17 protein-coding genes and 1 pseudogene are annotated in these 17,906 nt (G+C 28.6%); 13 read left to right on the plus strand and 5 right to left on the minus strand.

The window, feature by feature from the left end; genetic code table 11:
• Positions 1-115: 115 nt before the first annotated feature.
• From RT575_RS01890 to arfB, 4 genes are all read left to right on the plus strand, one after another.
• On the plus strand, positions 116-331 hold the full coding sequence (locus tag RT575_RS01890; RefSeq protein WP_313578382.1) for a cation transporter: 216 nt from the start codon (positions 116-118) through the stop codon (positions 329-331).
• Positions 332-415: 84 nt separating this feature from the next.
• A complete protein-coding gene (locus RT575_RS01895; protein ID WP_313384276.1) occupies positions 416-1,369 on the plus strand; it encodes an aldo/keto reductase in 954 nt (317 codons plus the stop codon).
• Positions 1,370-1,377: 8 nt separating this feature from the next.
• Positions 1,378-2,559, plus strand: a complete 1,182-nt coding sequence (locus tag RT575_RS01900) for an MFS transporter (protein ID WP_313578384.1) — start codon at positions 1,378-1,380, stop codon at positions 2,557-2,559.
• Complete coding sequence (gene arfB / locus RT575_RS01905) at positions 2,560-2,952, plus strand: alternative ribosome rescue aminoacyl-tRNA hydrolase ArfB (RefSeq protein ID WP_313384272.1); 393 nt, start codon at positions 2,560-2,562, stop codon at positions 2,950-2,952. It abuts the gene before it with no gap.
• On the opposite strand, the gene RT575_RS01910 is transcribed toward arfB, so the two are convergent.
• Entirely contained in the window at positions 2,949-3,206 is a 258-nt protein-coding gene (locus RT575_RS01910) for a DUF1294 domain-containing protein (protein WP_313384271.1), read from the minus strand. The two genes, arfB and RT575_RS01910, sit on opposite strands and share 4 nt — an antisense overlap.
• Before the next feature lie 164 nt (positions 3,207-3,370).
• On the opposite strand from RT575_RS01910, the gene RT575_RS01915 reads away from it, so the two are divergent.
• From RT575_RS01915 to RT575_RS01950, 8 genes are all read left to right on the plus strand, one after another.
• Positions 3,371-4,501 carry a linear amide C-N hydrolase gene (locus RT575_RS01915; protein ID WP_313384270.1) on the plus strand — a complete coding sequence of 377 codons (1,131 nt, stop codon included), beginning with the start codon at positions 3,371-3,373 and terminating at the stop codon, positions 4,499-4,501.
• Positions 4,502-4,605: 104 nt separating this feature from the next.
• Positions 4,606-5,631 (plus strand): bifunctional oligoribonuclease/PAP phosphatase NrnA, encoded by a 1,026-nt coding sequence (locus RT575_RS01920; protein WP_313384269.1) that lies wholly within the window; start codon positions 4,606-4,608, stop codon positions 5,629-5,631.
• Complete coding sequence (locus RT575_RS01925; protein ID WP_313578387.1) at positions 5,632-6,159, plus strand: FKBP-type peptidyl-prolyl cis-trans isomerase; 528 nt, start codon at positions 5,632-5,634, stop codon at positions 6,157-6,159.
• A gap of 25 nt (positions 6,160-6,184) precedes the next feature.
• Complete coding sequence (locus tag RT575_RS01930; protein WP_313578389.1) at positions 6,185-7,261, plus strand: peptidylprolyl isomerase; 1,077 nt, start codon at positions 6,185-6,187, stop codon at positions 7,259-7,261.
• A gap of 242 nt (positions 7,262-7,503) precedes the next feature.
• Positions 7,504-8,154: a succinate dehydrogenase cytochrome b subunit gene (locus RT575_RS01935; RefSeq protein ID WP_313384265.1), complete on the plus strand. Its 651-nt coding sequence runs from the start codon at positions 7,504-7,506 to the stop codon at positions 8,152-8,154.
• A gap of 12 nt (positions 8,155-8,166) precedes the next feature.
• The gene (locus RT575_RS01940; RefSeq protein ID WP_313578391.1) at positions 8,167-10,086 is read left to right on the plus strand and encodes a fumarate reductase/succinate dehydrogenase flavoprotein subunit; all 1,920 of its coding nucleotides are present in this window, start codon (positions 8,167-8,169) and stop codon (positions 10,084-10,086) included.
• Positions 10,087-10,093: 7 nt separating this feature from the next.
• Complete coding sequence (locus RT575_RS01945; RefSeq protein WP_313578393.1) at positions 10,094-10,849, plus strand: succinate dehydrogenase/fumarate reductase iron-sulfur subunit; 756 nt, start codon at positions 10,094-10,096, stop codon at positions 10,847-10,849.
• Positions 10,850-11,128: 279 nt separating this feature from the next.
• Positions 11,129-12,559 carry an anion permease gene (locus tag RT575_RS01950; protein WP_313578395.1) on the plus strand — a complete coding sequence of 477 codons (1,431 nt, stop codon included), beginning with the start codon at positions 11,129-11,131 and terminating at the stop codon, positions 12,557-12,559.
• A 91-nt stretch (positions 12,560-12,650) separates the two neighbouring features.
• On the opposite strand, the gene RT575_RS01955 is transcribed toward RT575_RS01950, so the two are convergent.
• The 4 genes and pseudogenes from RT575_RS01955 to RT575_RS01970 form a co-directional block, all read right to left on the minus strand.
• The gene (locus RT575_RS01955; RefSeq protein ID WP_313578662.1) at positions 12,651-13,688 is read right to left on the minus strand and encodes a ChuX/HutX family heme-like substrate-binding protein; all 1,038 of its coding nucleotides are present in this window, start codon (positions 13,686-13,688) and stop codon (positions 12,651-12,653) included.
• An 81-nt stretch (positions 13,689-13,769) separates the two neighbouring features.
• Positions 13,770-14,474: pseudogene (locus tag RT575_RS01960) on the minus strand (ABC transporter ATP-binding protein); the annotation flags it as partial.
• Complete coding sequence (locus RT575_RS01965; protein ID WP_313578397.1) at positions 14,474-15,505, minus strand: iron ABC transporter permease; 1,032 nt, start codon at positions 15,503-15,505, stop codon at positions 14,474-14,476. The pseudogene RT575_RS01960 and the gene RT575_RS01965, both read right to left, overlap by 1 nt.
• 14 nt (positions 15,506-15,519) lie before the next feature.
• Complete coding sequence (locus RT575_RS01970) at positions 15,520-16,389, minus strand: ABC transporter substrate-binding protein (protein ID WP_313384257.1); 870 nt, start codon at positions 16,387-16,389, stop codon at positions 15,520-15,522.
• Positions 16,390-16,580: 191 nt separating this feature from the next.
• Here RT575_RS01970 and rimO point away from each other — a divergent pair, with 191 nt between their 5' ends.
• The gene (rimO, locus tag RT575_RS01975; protein ID WP_313578399.1) at positions 16,581-17,885 is read left to right on the plus strand and encodes a 30S ribosomal protein S12 methylthiotransferase RimO; all 1,305 of its coding nucleotides are present in this window, start codon (positions 16,581-16,583) and stop codon (positions 17,883-17,885) included.
• Positions 17,886-17,906: the final 21 nt, after the last annotated feature.

Below are 17,906 nucleotides of genomic sequence, written 5' to 3' on the forward strand. Positions count from 1 at the left end.
TTTGTTTTGTAAAACTAATTGAAAATCTATAAATAATGTAAGTATTTATTAGAATTGTATAAGGTTTTATAATAGGTTATTTCAGAAATTTACCTAACCAAAAATCAAATTTATTATGGAAACAAAAGAATTAAAATTTAAAACAAATATAAATTGTAGTGGTTGTGTTAGTAAAGTAAAACCTTTTTTAGATAAACTTGAAAATACTGACTCCTGGCAAGTTGATACAACAAATGAGAATAAGATATTAACTATAAAAACAAAACTTTCTGATGAAAAAATTATTGATACAATAGAAGAAGTTGGTTTTGAAATAGAACCTATAGAATAACAATTTTTAAATCTACAGTAAATTTAGTAATAACTTATTAGAATAAAAAGCTACTAGAAAAGTAGCTTTTTTTATATTTACATCATGGAAAATGTACAATTAGGAAATACGGATTTACAGATAGCACCAATTATTTTCGGAGGAAATGTTTTTGGTTGGACATTAAATGAAGAAGAATCATTTAGAATTTTAGATATTTTTATTGATAGAGGTTTCAATACAATTGATACGTCAAATAATTATTCTCATTGGGTTTCTGGAAATGTAGGAACTGAGTCAGAAAAAATTATTGGAAAATGGTTAAAAGAAAGAAATTTAAGAGATAAAATAGTTCTAGCAACAAAAGTAGGAGGTAGAAATCTTGTACAAGATAAACCTAATACTACAAAAGCACATATTTTAAAAGAAATAGATGAATCTTTGATCCGTTTACAAACAGATTACATCGATCTATATCAAACACATTATGACGATACAAAAACACCTGTAGAGGAAACATTATCAGCATATAATCAAATTATAAAAGAAGGTAAAGTAAGGTTTATTGGAGCTTCTAATTTTTCTTCAGAAAGATTAATTTGTTCTTTGGATAAATCATCTTTGTTTAATTTGCCTGCATACAAAACTCTACAACCAGAATATAATTTATATGATAGACAGCATTTTGAAGAATTTTTACGTCCAGTAGCAGAAAAATATAATTTAGCTGTAATTCCATATTATAGTTTAGCAAGTGGATTTTTATCTGGAAAATATAAATCAGAAGAAGATTTAGAGAATAGTGCAAGAAAAGATAAAGTAAAAAAATACCTAAATGAAAAAGGATTTAAAATTTTGGATGCTTTATCTCAATTATCTTTAAAGTACAATGTTTCTTATTCTGCTATTTCATTAGCTTGGCTATTAAAGCAACAAACAGTAGTAGCACCAATTGCAAGTGCAACAAAAGAAAATCATATTGATTCTTTTATTGATGCTGTTCAATTAAATTTATCTGAAGAAGATTTAGCAATTTTAAACGAAGCTAGTACTTATTAATATAATAAATGGAAAATAATATAACAAAACCTAAACTAACACCTATCATTTTATGGATAATGATAATTGGTAGTGGATTAGTTGTTGCAAATAATTACTACAATCAACCATTATTATCTTTAATTTCTAAAGAATTTAAAGTTCCTGAAAGTAAAGTATCAACAATTGCTATGTTAACACAAATAGGTTATGCTTTTGGTTTGTTATTCATCATCCCTTTAGGAGACTTATTAAAGAGGAAAAAATTAATTCTTATAGATTTTATTTTTATAATTTTATCATTATTAGGAATGTATTTTTCACCATCCTTAATTTGGTTATTTCCTCTTAGTTTTTTAATAGGTTTCACTTCTGTAGTACCTCAAATTTTTGTTCCAATGGCTTCAGAATTGGCAGATCCTGCTAAAAAATCTCAAGCAATAGGAATGGTTATGAGTGGTTTATTAGTAGGAATTTTACTATCTCGTGTATTAAGTGGTTTTATAGGTGAATATTTAGGTTGGCGAGCAGTTTATTTAATTGGTTCGGTCATTATGTTTATTCTTTGGATATTAATTTACATTTTTTTACCAGAAATACAACCTAATTACAAAGGTTCATATTCTGGTTTAATGAAATCTATAACTCAACTTATAAAAAATGAACCTGTACTAAGATTAGCTGCATTTAGAGGAGCAACAGGTTTTGCTGCATTTAGTGCATTTTGGACTACTTTAGTTTTTCATTTAGAACAAGCTCCATTTCATGCGGGAAGTGGAATTGCAGGAGCATTTGGTTTAATAGGAGCTGTAGGAGCTCTGGCAGCTGCATTAGTAGGGAAAGTAAATAAATATTTATCACTAAAGAGAATAATATTTTACTCAATTATTATCATGTTATTTGCATGGGGTTTCTTTTATCAATTCGGATTCACATATTGGGGATTGATAATAGGAGTTATTTTAATTGATTTGGGATTACAATCTATGCACGTTTGTAATCAAACACAAATATTTGCGTTAAATCCGACAGCAACAAATAGATTAAATACAGTTTATATGACTAGTTATTTTATTGGTGGTTCTTTAGGAACATATATAGCAGCAAGTGCTTGGGAAAAATTTCAATGGAATGGCGTTATTGCTGTTGGAGTTGTCTTTACAATTCTGTGTTTTGTATCTCATGTAATTTTCACAAAAAATCAAAAATAAATGAAAAATTTTTCTTCAGAAGTAATTTATAAAACTGCAAGAAGCAGTGGTTCAGGTGGGCAAAATGTGAATAAAGTAGAAACGTTGGTTACTGCAAAATGGAATGTACTTAGTTCACATTTTTTTTCTGAAGAAGAAAAGAATTTAATATTAGAGAAGCTAAAAAATAAAATTAATACAGAAGGTTATCTTCAAGTTTCTTCTCAAGAATCTCGTTCACAATTAGACAATAAGATGACTGCTATAAATAAACTATTAAATTTAGTAGATAAAGCTCTACTTGTACAGAAAGCAAGGAAGCAAACTAAACCAACTAAAGCTTCTAAACAGAAAAGATTAAATCAGAAGAAACAACAAGCAGAAAAAAAAGAAAATCGTAGAATGAAATTTTAAAATTCATTAAAATAGCAATAAACAATTAATAATTGAATTAATAGAACAAAAAACATCTTCAACTTGAATGATGTTTTTTTTGTTTTATGATGAAAAATTATCATAGATAAAATAGATCCTAAACTTCCTCCTAATAAAGAAAAAAGAAATAATGTGTTTTCTGGAATTCTATTTTTTTTATTCTTTGCTAAATATTTATCTATTCCAAAAAGTATAAAAGATATAAAATTTATAATAAATAAATATAAATACATTTTAAGCATATTTTTTGCTTTAATTAAATGCAAATCTATTCAAAAAATGATAGAATAAGTTTTCTACTTTATTTAAATTGATTAATAATTTTCTTAGTACTATTATTAATATGAAAACATTGTGTAATTTGTAGAATATTTTAAAAAATCAAATAACCTAAATAATGATACTAAAAAAATCAAATGTTGAGTCTAATAATTTAAGAGATAATAAAGTTATTTTCAACGAAATAGAACAAATTCCTGAAAAAGATTTAAAACCTGTAGTTCCTTTTGCATGTACATCTCTAATTATAAAAGATAAAAAAGGGAATGTATATCATGGAAGAGGAATGGAATTTACAACAGATTTAATTACCTCAAGTCTTACATATTATCCCAAAGATCATGTATTTCAACATTATGCTCCAGATAAAAGTCTTGGTTTAAAATATGTTGCAAAATATCCAATTATTGCAATTACTGATCCTGTTAGTGAAGAAAATCCTAGAGGAGCTACAGAAGGTATTAATCAAGCTGGCTTAGCTTTTAGTTTAAATATGATTCATAATACTGGCTTACCAGATCCAGACCCTAAAGATTATAGTAAAACAGTTCCTTTTATGAATATAGGAGAATGGGCATTGGCTAATTTTTCAACTATAGAGGAATTAAAAGAAGGTTTGAAAGGTAATGTAGTTTTTTGGTCAGAAAGTTTATCTATGCTAGGTAATCTTAAATCTCCTTTCCATTTTGCTATTTATGATAAAAATGGAGGAAGTATTGTTATTGAGATTTCAAACAATAATCTTAATGTTTATGATAATCCAACAGGTGTATTAACAAATGGTCCAGAATTTCCTTGGCATTTGGAAAATTTAAATAATTATTCTCATTTATCAAATATAGACGCTAGTGCCTCAAAGATTGGTAATTTAACTTTAATTCAACCAGATAGTGGAATAGCAACCTCAGCATTACCATCATCGTCAACATCTGTAGGACGTTTTATTAGAGCATTTTATTATTCTTCTTTTGCAAATTCTGTAGATAACCCTAATGAACAAATTGCTGAATTAGGTCATATAATGAATAATTTTGATCGTCCTAAAAATATTACTAAAGATACAAGTGGAGAAGGAGAAAAATCTGCAAATAATCAATACATGACAGAATTTACAGTATGGACCGTTTTGTCTGATTTATCTCGTGCTGAATTTTATATAAGAATGTATGGATCTTTAAACTATGAAAAATTCACATTTGATCAGTTCAAAGATAACACAGATTTTGTTTCAATACCTTTAGCAAAATAAAATAATTTAAATTCAATAAAAAGTCGTCATTTATTTAAAAATAGACGACTTTTTTATTAGGTATTAAGTTCTATTTTTTCAGTTGTTTTGCTATATTTGCAACTATGCAAATGACAAATTTCGAGGAACTAAAAGTTCTTTTAAAATCAACACCAAAAAAAATTGCAATATTACCACATAAAAATCCTGATGGTGATGCAATTGGTTCAACATTAGCAATGTTTCATTACTTAAGAAAATTAGGCCATTTTTGTAATGTAGTTGCTCCAAATGATTTTCCAAAATTTTTAAAATGGATGCCATCTGCAAAAGATATTGTTATTGCAGATTATAAGCCTAAAGTAGCAGAAGCAATAATTCATCAAGCTGATTTAATTTTTATTTTAGATTTTAATACTGTTAAAAGAATTGATGATTTAGGAGCTTGGGTAGAACGTTCCACATCTCCAAAAATATTAATAGATCACCATAGAGAACCAGATACATTTGATTATATGTACTCTGATATAGAAATGCCAGCAACATGTCAAATGGTTTATAATTTTATTGAAGCAATGAATGATCTTGATAAAATTGATAAAGAAATTGCAGAATGTATCTATACCGGTATAATGACTGATACAGGAGGTTTTCGATTTAGAAATACATCTGCAAATACTCATAGAATTGTTGCTGAACTAATAGATAAAGGTGTAGAAGTTGATAAAGTAACATCTTATGTTAATGATTCTCAGACACAAGGAAGATTGAAATTATTAGCATTAACACTTAATAATTTAACTTTTTTATCAGAATATCGTACTGCATTTATGTATTTAACAAGAGAAGATTTGTTAAAAAATGGTTTTCAGAAAGGAGATACAGAAGGTTTTGTAAATTATGGATTAAGTGTTGATAATTATATCTTTTCTATAATTTTTATTGAAGATACTCAACATAATTTTATAAAAATTTCTCTACGTTCTAAAGGAGATTTTGATGTTAATGAATTCTCTAGAAAACATTTTAATGGAGGAGGACATATGAATGCTGCAGGTGGAAGATCTGACTTAAATATGGAAGAAACAATAACTTATTTACAAAGTATTTTACCTGATTATAAAGATCAACTTACAAATATTATTATTTAGATGAAGAAAATAGTTTTTACTTTATTTGTTTTAATAACAATTTTTAGTTGTGATCAAAAGGTTATTCAATACCCTGTTTCTTATAGTAATGATGATTTCATGCAACGTTCTAAAGAAAGAGCAAAAAAAATACATCAGGAAGAATTACAATGGTTTGATAATTATATAAAAAAAAATAATCAAAAATTTGTAAAAACTAGTTCTGGTTTCTGGATCTCCAATGATGGAAAAAGAACAGAATCTACTGCAAATACAGGTGATTATATTGAATTTGAATATCAAGTATCAGATTTAAAAGATAATATCATTTATTCTTTTGAAGATAATAAAACACAAAGAGTTGTAATAGGAAAATCAGATTTAACAAGAGGAGTAAATTCTGCTTTACAATTAATACCTGAAGGAGAAAGCGCTAAACTATTATTACCTTCATTTTTAGCTTATGGAGGTTATGGAGATCAAAGTAAAATTGCTCCTGATGAACCAATAATTGTAGATTTAAAAATAAAAAAAATAAAGAAACACTAATACAATTAATACTTAAGCCTATAAAATGAAAAAAATATTATTAATCTTAACAGTCATTACTACATTAATTAGTTGTGGCGTTAAAATTCCAAAATCGATGAGCAAAGAAGAATTTAAAAATTTAGAAGAAGGATTGTATGCAAAAATGACGACAAATCACGGAGCAATGACAATCAAATTATACGAAGAAGAAGCACCTATGACTGTTGCTAACTTTGTTGGTTTAGCAGAAGGAAAAAAAGAAAATAAAGCTAAAGCTAAAGGTGTTCCTTTTTATGATGGAATCATTTTTCACCGTGTAATTAAAGATTTTATGATACAAGGGGGTGATCCTGATGGTAGAGGAACAGGAGGTCCTGGTTATGATTTCGAAGATGAATTTGATCCAAGTTTAAAACATGATAAAAAAGGTGTTTTATCTATGGCAAATTCTGGACCTGCTACAAATGGTTCTCAATTTTTTATTACAGAGGTGCCTACCCCTTGGTTAGATAATCGTCATACAATTTTTGGACAAGTTATAGAAGGTTTAGATGTAGTTGATTCTATAGCAGCTGTGGAAAAAACAAGAGATGACAAACCTGTTGTTCCTGTAGTAATAGAAAAAGTTGAAATCGCTCGTAAAGGTGATAAATATAAAAATTATGATGGAGCTAAGGCTTTCGATGATGCAAAAGCAAATCATGCTAAAAAACAAGCTGAATTAGAAGCAAAAGAAAAAGCTGAAAAAGATGCTGAAATTGCTCGTCAAAAAGAATTAGAAGCAAAAGCTGAAGTAACTCCTTCTGGATTAAAATACGTGATTATTGAAGAGGGTAAAGGTGAAAAGCCTGTTCATGGGGATGCTATTAAAGTGCATTATTCATTACGTTTGAATGATGGAGAAAAATTAGATTCTTCTTATGATAGAAATCAACCATTAGATGTTACTGTAGGTGTTACAGGGTTAATTCAAGGATGGATGGAAGCTTTAACTATGTTTAATAAAGGAACAAAAGTATTTTTAATTATTCCTTCTCAATTAGGATATGGTGCACAAGGAGCTGGTGGTGTAATTCCACCAAATGCTACATTATATTTTGATATGGAAGTTTTAGATTAATTTAAACTTGATATGATATAAAAAAAACAGAGCAATTAATTGCTCTGTTTTTTTATATATAAAACTAATAATCAATAAATCTTAATTGATTAATAATATTTTAAATAATTACTTCTTTAACCCTTTTAAATAGAACTATTTTAAATTAGGATTAATTTGTCTTATTAATAAGTTTGATTAATAATTTTTCCTTCAGAAATTTGTAAATTTAAAATGATAAATTAATTAAAAATTATTAACCAATGAATACACTCACTAGGAAAATTTTAATGGCCTCTACAGGGTTATTTCTTTCGTTCTTCCTATTAATACATTTCTTAGGAAATACACAGCTATTTTTAGATGAACAAACAGCTCAACATAATTTTAATGCATATTCTCATTTTCTCTCAGGTAACCCTTTGATAAAAATAGTTTCTTATGTTTTGTATTTATCTATAATTGCACATGTCGTTTACGCATTAATTATTACAGTGCAAAATAAAAAATCATCTGGAAATTACAATAAAGATAATCGAGGTAGAGCTAGTAAATGGTATAAAAGAAACATGGGCATATTAGGAACAATTATTTTACTGTTTTTAGTTATGCACTTTCAAAATTTTTGGTATGTATATAAATTTGGTAATATAGGGTTAGATCCATCTGGTAATAAAGATTTGTATACAGTAGTTGTAACTGCTTTTCAACAATTATGGATTGTTATTGTATATGTTATTGCTATGATAGCATTATTCTATCATTTAATTCATGGATTATCTAGTGGAATTAGAACATTAGGATTATTTCATCCAAAATATGTACGTTGGGTAGCAGTATTTGGTATTGTTTATTCAGTTATTATTTGTGTAGGTTTTGCCTTAATGCCAATTTATATATATATCACTCATTAATTATTACTACTTATGAAATTAGATGCAAAAATACCACAAGGACCACTAGAAGATAAATGGTCAAATTATAAAAAAACAGCAAAACTAGTTAATCCAGCAAATAGAAAAAAGCTTGATGTGATTGTAATAGGAACTGGTTTAGCTGGTAGCTCAATTTCTGCTTCTTTAGGAGAAATGGGATACAATATAAAAACGTTTTGTTTTCAAGATTCACCAAGAAGAGCACACTCTGTTGCAGCTCAAGGAGGTGTAAATGCAGCTAAAAATTATAAAAATGATGGCGATAGTATTTACAGAATGTTTGTAGATACATTAAAAGGAGGAGACTTTAGAGCAAGAGAAGCTAATGTATATCGTTTAGCAGAATGTTCTACAAATTTAATCGATCAAGCTGTTGCTCAAGGTGTGCCTTTTGGTAGAGAATACGGAGGATATTTAAATAATAGATCTTTTGGTGGAGTACAAGTATCTAGAACTTTTTATGCAAGAGGACAAACGGGACAACAACTACTACTAGGAGCATATCAAGCCTTGATGCGTCAAGTTGAAAAGAAAACAGTTCAACTTTTTACCTATCATGAAATGCTAGATTTAGTTTTAGTTGATGGCAAAGCAAAAGGTGTAATTGTTAGAAATCTAGAAACAGGAGAAATTGAAAGATATGCTGCAAATGCTGTAATACTTGCAACTGGAGGTTTTGGTAAAATATATTACTTATCGACTTTAGCAATGGGATGCAATGGATCAGCTATCTGGAGAGCTCATAAAAAAGGTGCTTATTTCGCTTCTCCAAGTTGGACACAAATTCACCCAACATCATTACCTCAATCAGGAGATTATCAATCAAAATTAACTTTAATGTCTGAATCTCTTAGAAATGATGGTCGAATTTGGGTTCCTTTAAAAGAAAACGAAACTAGAATAGCTAACGATATTCCCGAAGAAGAAAGAGATTATTATTTAGAAAGAAGATACCCTGCATTTGGTAATTTAGCTCCTCGTGATATATCTTCAAGAGCAGCAAAAGAAAGAATTGATGCTGGTTTTGGTATTGGAGCTCTAAAAAATGCCGTATATTTGGACTTTTCTAAGGCAATCAGAGAGCAAGGAAAAGACAAAATAAAAGAGAAGTATGGGAATCTATTTACTATGTATCAGAAGATTACAGGGATAGACGCATACAAAGAACCAATGATGATTTCTCCAGCAGCTCACTTTTCAATGGGTGGTTTATGGGTAGATTACGAATTAATGACAACAATTCCTGGTTTATTTGCATTAGGTGAAGCAAATTTTGCTGATCATGGAGCAAATCGTTTAGGGGCTAACTCTCTTTTACAAGCATCTGTTGATGGATATTTTATTGCACCTTATACGATTGCTAATTATTTAGCGGGAGAATTGAAAACTGAAAAAGTATCTACAACTCATCCAGAGTTTGATATTGCTGAATTAGAAACAAAGAAAAAATTAGAGGAGTTATTAAACATTAAGGGAAACAAAACTGTTGATTATTTTCATAAGAAATTAGGAAAATTATTATATGATTATTGTGGTTTAGCAAGAACAAAAGAAGGTTTAGAGTTTGCTATTGTCGAAATCAATAAACTTCGTAAAGAGTTTTATGAACAAGTAAATGTTACAGGTAAAACTGATTCTATTAATTCAGAATTAGAAAAAGCTGGGCGTGTAGCAGATTACTTTGAAATTGGTGTACTTATGTGTTATGATGCATTAACAAGAAATGAATCTTGTGGAACACATTTCAGAGAAGAATATCAAACTGAAGATGGTGAAGCAAAAAGAAATGATGAAGAATATCAATTTATATCTGCTTGGGAATGGCCAGGGAATATTGATACAAGACCAATTCTACACAAAGAAGAACTAACTTTTGAATATTTAAAACCAACTATACGTAGTTATAAATAATTATATTATGAAATTACATCTTAAAATATGGAGACAAGAAAACCGTAGTGCACAAGGTAAATTAGTGAATTACACAATAGACAATGTTAATACACACATGTCTTTCTTGGAAATGTTAGATACATTAAATAATCAACTAATATCAAAAAATGAAGAACCTGTAGAGTTTGATCATGATTGTAGAGAGGGGATATGCGGCCAATGTGGATTAGTAATTAATGGTAATGCACATGGACCAATAGAACATACGACAACTTGTCAATTACACATGAGAGAATTTAAAGACGGTGAAACTATTTATATTGAACCTTTTAGAGCAGGAGGATTTCCTATTAAAAAAGATTTAAAAGTAGATAGAAGTGCATTTGATCGAATAATTTCATCAGGCGGTTATGTTTCAGTAAATACAGGGCAAGCTCCAGAAGCTAATACAATTCCAGTATCACACGAAGTTGCAGAAGCTGCTTTTGATTCTGCTGCATGTATTGGATGTGGTGCATGTGTTGCAACATGTAAAAACGGTAGTGCTGCTTTATTTGTTTCTGCAAAAGTTACCCAATTGGCTATTCTGCCTCAATCTGAGAAGGAGAGAGAGAGTAGAGTACTGAATATGATTAATCAAATGGATCAGGAAGGTTTTGGTCATTGTACCAATACCGAAGCTTGTGAAGTTGAATGCCCTCAGGGAGTTTCAGTATTAAATATTGCTCATATGAATTATGAATTTAATAGATCAAATCTATTGAAATTTAAGAAAAAATAAAATAAATGATTAATCGTTTAAACTGTATTAATGTTTTAATATACAAATATTTAAAGTATTAAAGCTTAAACCTTTAATTGTAGTATATTTCCTCCAAATTATTATAATTTGGAGGAATTTTTGAAAATATAAATTAAATAATTGATTGAACAAAGAAGGTATAACCAATTGAATTTAAAAAACCTATATAACAACTAAAACTCTAATTTGGCATTTCTATAATAACAATTGTAGATTCTAAGTTAAAATAATTAAAACAAATATTTAAAACATCTTTTTATGAAAGATATTGATGTAAAAAGTCTAATTATTACATTTGTTGTAGGATTAGCAATATGGTTTATTCCAATTCCTGAAGGAGTTACACCCGAAGCATGGCATTTATTTGCAATTTTCGTTAGTACAATTTTAGGAATTATTTTAAAAGCTGCTCCTATGGGAGTAATGTGTATGCTTGCAGTTGCTTTTATTTCCTTTTTTCAATTATTAGCTCCTGGAGATGCAAGTAAATCTATCACATTAAGCTTAAGAGGATTTGGAGACAAAGTTATTTGGCTAATAGGTATATCTTTTTTCATTGCTCGTGGTTTTATAAAAACTGGCTTAGGTAATAGAATTGCATTTATTTTCATTAAAATTTTTGGTAAAAGTACTTTAGGACTTGCTTATGGTTTAGGACTTGCTGATTTAGTTTTAGCTCCTGCTATCCCTAGTAATACAGCTAGAGGTGGTGGAATTATCTATCCTATCATGAAATCTATGGCTTTAAGCTTTGATTCTGATGCTTCTAAACCAGAGACAAATAGAAAATTAGGATCATTCTTAACATTAAATTGTTATTACATGAACTTAATTGCTTCTTCTATGTTCTTAACTGGTACAGCAAGTAATCCCATGTGTCAAAAATTTGCTGCTGATTTAGGGATAAATATATCTTGGATGTCATGGGCTGCAGCTGGTTTAGTTCCAGGTGTAATAGCATTTATAGTAACACCATTTGTATTATATAAAATCTACCCACCCGAACTAAAAAAGACTGAAGACGCTCCTCGTGTAGCATCTCAAAAATTAAAAGAAATGGGGAAATTATCAAAACCTGAAATTTTGATGTTAATTACTTTCTTCATTTTACTAGCTTTATGGATTACTGGTGATTTATTTAAAATTGATGCAACAACAACAGCTTTCTTAGGTTTATCAATTCTATTACTTACTTCTGTACTTACATGGGATGATGTAAAATCTGAAAAAGGTGCTTGGGATACTATCGTATGGTTTGCTGTTTTAGTAATGATGGCAAGTTCTTTAAACGATTTAGGCTTCATAGGATGGTTCAGTAACTTGGTTAAAGGAGAAATGGGTGGTATGAGTTGGCATTATGCTTATCCTCTTATCATTATCATTTATTTCCTTAGTCACTACATTTTTGCAAGTGCTACAGCTCATGTTGCTGCAATGTATGCTGCTTTGTTAGGTGTAGGTGTTTCATTAGGAGTTCCTCCAGGACTTTTAGCTCTTATGTTAGGTTTTATGGGATCTGTATATGGAACATTAACTCACTATGGTCACGGACCAGCTCCAGTATTTTTTGGTAGTGGTTATGTAGAATTAAAAACATGGTGGAAATATGGTTTAATAATAGGTGTTTTATTATTATTCATTTACCTAGTAATTGGTACTGCATGGATTAGTTTAATCGGATTAGCATAATTATTAGAATTATATAAATAAAAAAATCTTGGTCATTTGACCAAGATTTTTTTGTTGTAAAATGTATAAAAAAATGAGGTTATAATTGATATTAGTTTAATTCAGCACAAATAGTTCTCCATTGTTCTAGTTCTGGAATTCCAGGTTTTCTTTTACCAAAGAATTGAACAATAATTTCTCCTTTATCATTAAAAACTTCTATAGCTGTAACAATTCCATCTTCAGTAGGTTTTCTAACAATCCAAGACTCAGTAATTCCATTCATATCAAGATGCATATTAAAATCTGGGTCAAGAATATTAAACCAGTTTTCATGCCACATTGTTCGTTTTATATTTCCTGTATGTATTTGTATATTTCCTTTGTTTCCAGTAAAAACCATAATAGGAGTTTCAGTATCAGCTGCTTTTTCTAGCATTTTTACAATTGATTCTTTTTCAATTTTTTTAGCATGATAATCAGTAGGAGCTAAGCGAAGTGCTTGTGTTCTTGAAACTCCAAATTTTCTTAGCATTGTAAAGAAATTATGTGTATCCTTTAAGTCAATCCAAGATTGATGAAATCCTTCTACATCAATTTCACTATCAGGTTTTTCATTAATAATAGTTTCTACTTTTTCAATTAAAGGTATATCTGTTTGGTTTTCATCTTTATACTTTTCAACTAAAGATTTGAAAGCTACATCATCACTTTGAGGAATTAAATATATTTTATGAATAGCCTCTCCATCTTTACCAAAGAATTGTAAACTTTTACGCTCTCCATGTTCAGATTTTTCTATTACAGAAAAAGCAGATTTCCAATGATTTAAAAAAATTCTCATATCAATATCTTCTCCTACAAATAATTGAGCATAAGGTGATGAAAAATCAGGATTTAAATATATTCCTTTACGTTCATGTACACATTCATTATTACGAGTTAAGGCCATAACTTTTCCTAACGACTCTATGTCTTGTAATATTTCTGCAAATTCAGGTTTAAGTTTAGTAACATTCTCATTTAAATCAGTTGCTAATAATTCCATTTCACTAACACCTAATTCTTTGGCTGCATTACGTATTCTTATTTTTGGTTGATTTATTTTTAAATCATTCCATAATTTTTTTAAATCTTTTGTAGTATTCATAATTTTTGTTTTTTTGCCGAATAAAATTAAGGGTTTATGATCTATAGGATTTTCACAAATTGTACAAGGAAATTGATATACTTCTGATATTATGTCTTGTTTAAATATCATTTCTGGTGAATTTTGAGCAACAATTTCACCTTTATTCATTAAGATAATTTCATCTGCAAATTGTGAAGCTAAATTAAGATCATGTATTACTAAAATTACTAAATCTCCTTTTGATGTAAATTCTTTTAATATTTCAAGAAGATTAAATTGATGAGAAACATCTAAATTATTTAAAGGTTCATCCAATAGAATCAATTTATGCTTATTCTCATTATCTAACTGAGAAAAAATACGTGCAAGATGAACTCTTTGTTTTTCTCCTCCAGATAAGTGATTGTATTCTCTTGATTTTAAATGTTGAATATTAGTTTTTTTCATCCAATACTCTATGGATTCAATATCATTTTTTTGTGGTTGATGATTAAAATATGGATAACGACCCATTAAAACTATTTCTTCAACTGTAAGTGTAATATCATTCGCTTGATGTTGAGAAAATTTTGCTTTATGTTGTGTTAATTCTTCTTTTTCCCAATCTTTTAATTGAATATTTTTTAGTTTAATTAAATTATATTTAGGATTAATTTCATTAGCAATATAACTTAATAATGATGATTTTCCTGCTCCATTTGGTCCAACAATAGCTAACATCCTTCCTGATTCTGATTCAAATGAAAGATTTTTGAGTATTTTAAAGGATTTATACTCAAGATTTATTTTGTCAGCCTTTAACATCACAATGATTTTTTATAATTCATTAATATTGATATAAATACAGGAGCTCCCATTAATGAGGTTAATATTCCAATTGGAATTTCAGAAGGAGCCACTAATGTTCTACTTATTGTGTCAGCTATAATTACAAGAATAGCACCTAAAAAGGCAGACAGTGGTAAAATAATAACATAGTTTGATTTAAAAACTAATCGTAAAATATATGGAACTATAAGACCTACAAATCCAATTGTTCCACAAAAAGATACAATTGTTCCAACTAATAAAGCCGAAAAAACTATAATCTGTCTTTTTGTTTTTTCTACATTAATTCCAAGATGTTCAGCTTCTTTTTCTCCTAACATCATTGCATTTAAAGTTTTCCCTTTTCTTATTAAAAAGAAAAAACTTATTATAATAATAAAGGTAAGAATTATAATTTTGTCCCAGTTTGCACTTGCAATACTTCCAAGTGTCCAAAAAGTTAAGTTTCTTAATTCTTCTTCTGTCGATAGGTAAGTTAGTAATCCCGTTGCAGATCCACATAAAGCAGAAATTGCAACGCCGGCCAATAATAATATTGTAACATTTGTTTTACTGTGGTGTGAAGAAATTTTATAAACAAAAACTGTTGAACACATAGCACCTATAAAAGCCATTAAACTAAGTAATGAAAAATGGATAATTTCTGGGACAAAATTCTTTATGTATGCTCCTAATACAATTGTAATCGCTGCAAATAGAGTACTACCTGATGTTATTCCTATTAAATCTGGTGATGCTAATGGGTTTTTAAAAATTCCTTGTAAACAAGTTCCTGCCACAGCTAATCCAGAGCCAACAAGAATAGCCATAATTATACGAGGTAATCTTAATTCGAAAAGTACATAAAAATCACTAGAATCTATTGCTGTCCTATTTTTAAATGCATTAATAATAATTGAAAAAATTGAATCATTAAATTTGTAAACACCTAAAAATAAAGCGATAATAGCTACTATTAAAATAAAAAATGTTAATAGAGAAACATGTATTCTGATTTGCGGATACATTATTGTTTTAGAATTTATTTTTGTAATAATTCGTTTAACTGTATTGCAGCTTCACCAACTCTTGGTCCAAAACCAGAAACCAATTGTCCATCCATTGCTATTATTTTTTTATTTTTTCCGGCATTTGTAGAAGCTATTCCTTCTATTTTTAAAACACCATCAACACCTCCAATACTTTGTAAACCACTGTCGAACATTAAAATATAATCTGGGTTACTTTTTACTACAGCTTCTGGAGTAAGAGGTTTAAAGTCGTCAAATTCAGTAATTGCATTTTCACCTCCAGCAATGCTAATTATTTTTTCCATTGGAGTATTTTTTCCAGCTACCATAAGGTTTCCAGCTCCACGAGCATATATAAATAATACTTTAGGTTTTGTACTAATTGATTTTAAATTTTTTAAATCACTATCTATCTTATTATCTAATGATTCATAATTTGTATTATTTAATGTTGTAGCAACAGATTTTATTAAATTTTTTGTTCCATCAATAGAATAATCTTGTTTAATTATTTCGACTGATATTCCAGCATTTTCTAATTGAGATATTTGTTCTGGAGTTATATCTTTATCTGTAGCGAAAACTTTAGTAGGTTTTAAAGCTAATAAAGACTCAATAGATAAAGAACGTACATGTCCTAAGTCCTTAGCTTTTTGCTTTACAGAAGTAGGATAAGTACTTGTTACATCTACACCAACTAAATTATTTTCATATCCTAAATCTGCTAATGTTTCAGTTATAGCTCCATTCAATGAAACGATTTTCTCATTTGAAATAGCATTTTCAGTTTTGGTTTCAGAAACAGCTTGTTTATCTGATTCTTTATTATTGCAACTTACAAGAATTGCTAAGATTGCCGAAGTGATGAATAGTTTTTTCATTTTTATTAAGTCTAAATAAAGTACAAATATTAACAAAAAGATTCATTTGTCCAATTTTATTTAGAATAATTTTAAATAAAAAGTTATTTCATCTAGTAAAGTTAGACAGTAGTTATTTATAATGAATCCAAACAATACAATAGATTATATCTCTCAGATATTTTGTAATTTTGCAAACTTAAATTAAAGGAATGCGTACTAAATCGGTAGGAAAAAAGAAAATTAATGTTATTACATTAGGTTGTTCTAAAAACGTATATGATTCTGAAGTGTTAATGGGTCAACTGAAAGCTAATGGTAAAGATGTTGTACATGAACAATCAGGAGATATTGTTGTGATTAATACTTGTGGTTTCATTGATAATGCAAAAGAAGAAAGTATAGATACTATATTAGATTATGTTCAACGTAAAGAAGATGGTTTAGTGGAAAAAGTATTTGTTACTGGATGTTTATCGGAACGCTATAAACCAGATTTAATAGAACAAATTCCTGATGTTGATCAATACTTTGGTACAAGAGAACTACCTTTATTATTAAAAGCATTGGGTGCTGATTATAAACATGAGTTAGTTGGAGAACGTTTAACAACAACACCACGCCATTATGCTTATTTAAAAATAGCTGAAGGATGTGATAGACCATGTTCTTTTTGTGCTATTCCATTAATGAGAGGAGGGAATATTTCTCGTCCTATTGAAGAATTAGTTAAAGAAGCAACTAACTTAGCCAAAAATGGGACAAAAGAATTAATTTTAATTGCACAAGATTTAACCTATTATGGTTTAGATTTATATAAAAAACGTGAATTAGCTTCTTTATTAAAAGAGTTAGTAAAAGTTGAAGGTATAGAGTGGATTCGTTTACATTATGCTTTTCCTTCTGGTTTTCCAGAAGATGTATTAGACGTAATTAGAGAAGAACCAAAGGTTTGTAATTACATTGATATTCCTTTACAACATATTTCATCTAAAATTTTAAAATCAATGCGTCGTGGTACTACTCACGAAAAAACAGATGCTTTATTAGCTCAGTTTAGAGAGAAAGTTCCTAATATGACTATTCGTACAACGCTAATTTGTGGTTATCCTGGTGAAACTGAGGAAGATTTCCAAGAAATGAAAGCTTGGGTACAAGAACAAAAATTTGATCGTTTAGGATGTTTTACATATTCTCATGAAGAAAATACACATGCTTACAATTTAGAAGATGATGTTCCTGAAGAAGTAAAGCAAAGACGAGTAGAAGAGATTATGGAAATTCAATCTCAGATTTCTTACGATTTGAATCAAGAAAAAATTGGTAAACAATTTAAAGTAATGATTGATAGAAAAGAAGGAGATAATTTTATAGGTCGTACTGAGCATGATTCTCCTGATGTTGATAATGAAGTTTTAATTTCTGCAATTGATACTTATTTACCTATTGGTGATTTTGTAAATGTAGAGATTACAGAAGCATATGAATTTGATTTAATTGCTAAAGTAATAGATTAATTAAATTATTATAAAAAATTA

The sequence above is a fragment of the Chishuiella sp. genome, from assembly GCF_032109125.1.
GTDB lineage: Bacteria > Bacteroidota > Bacteroidia > Flavobacteriales > Weeksellaceae > Empedobacter.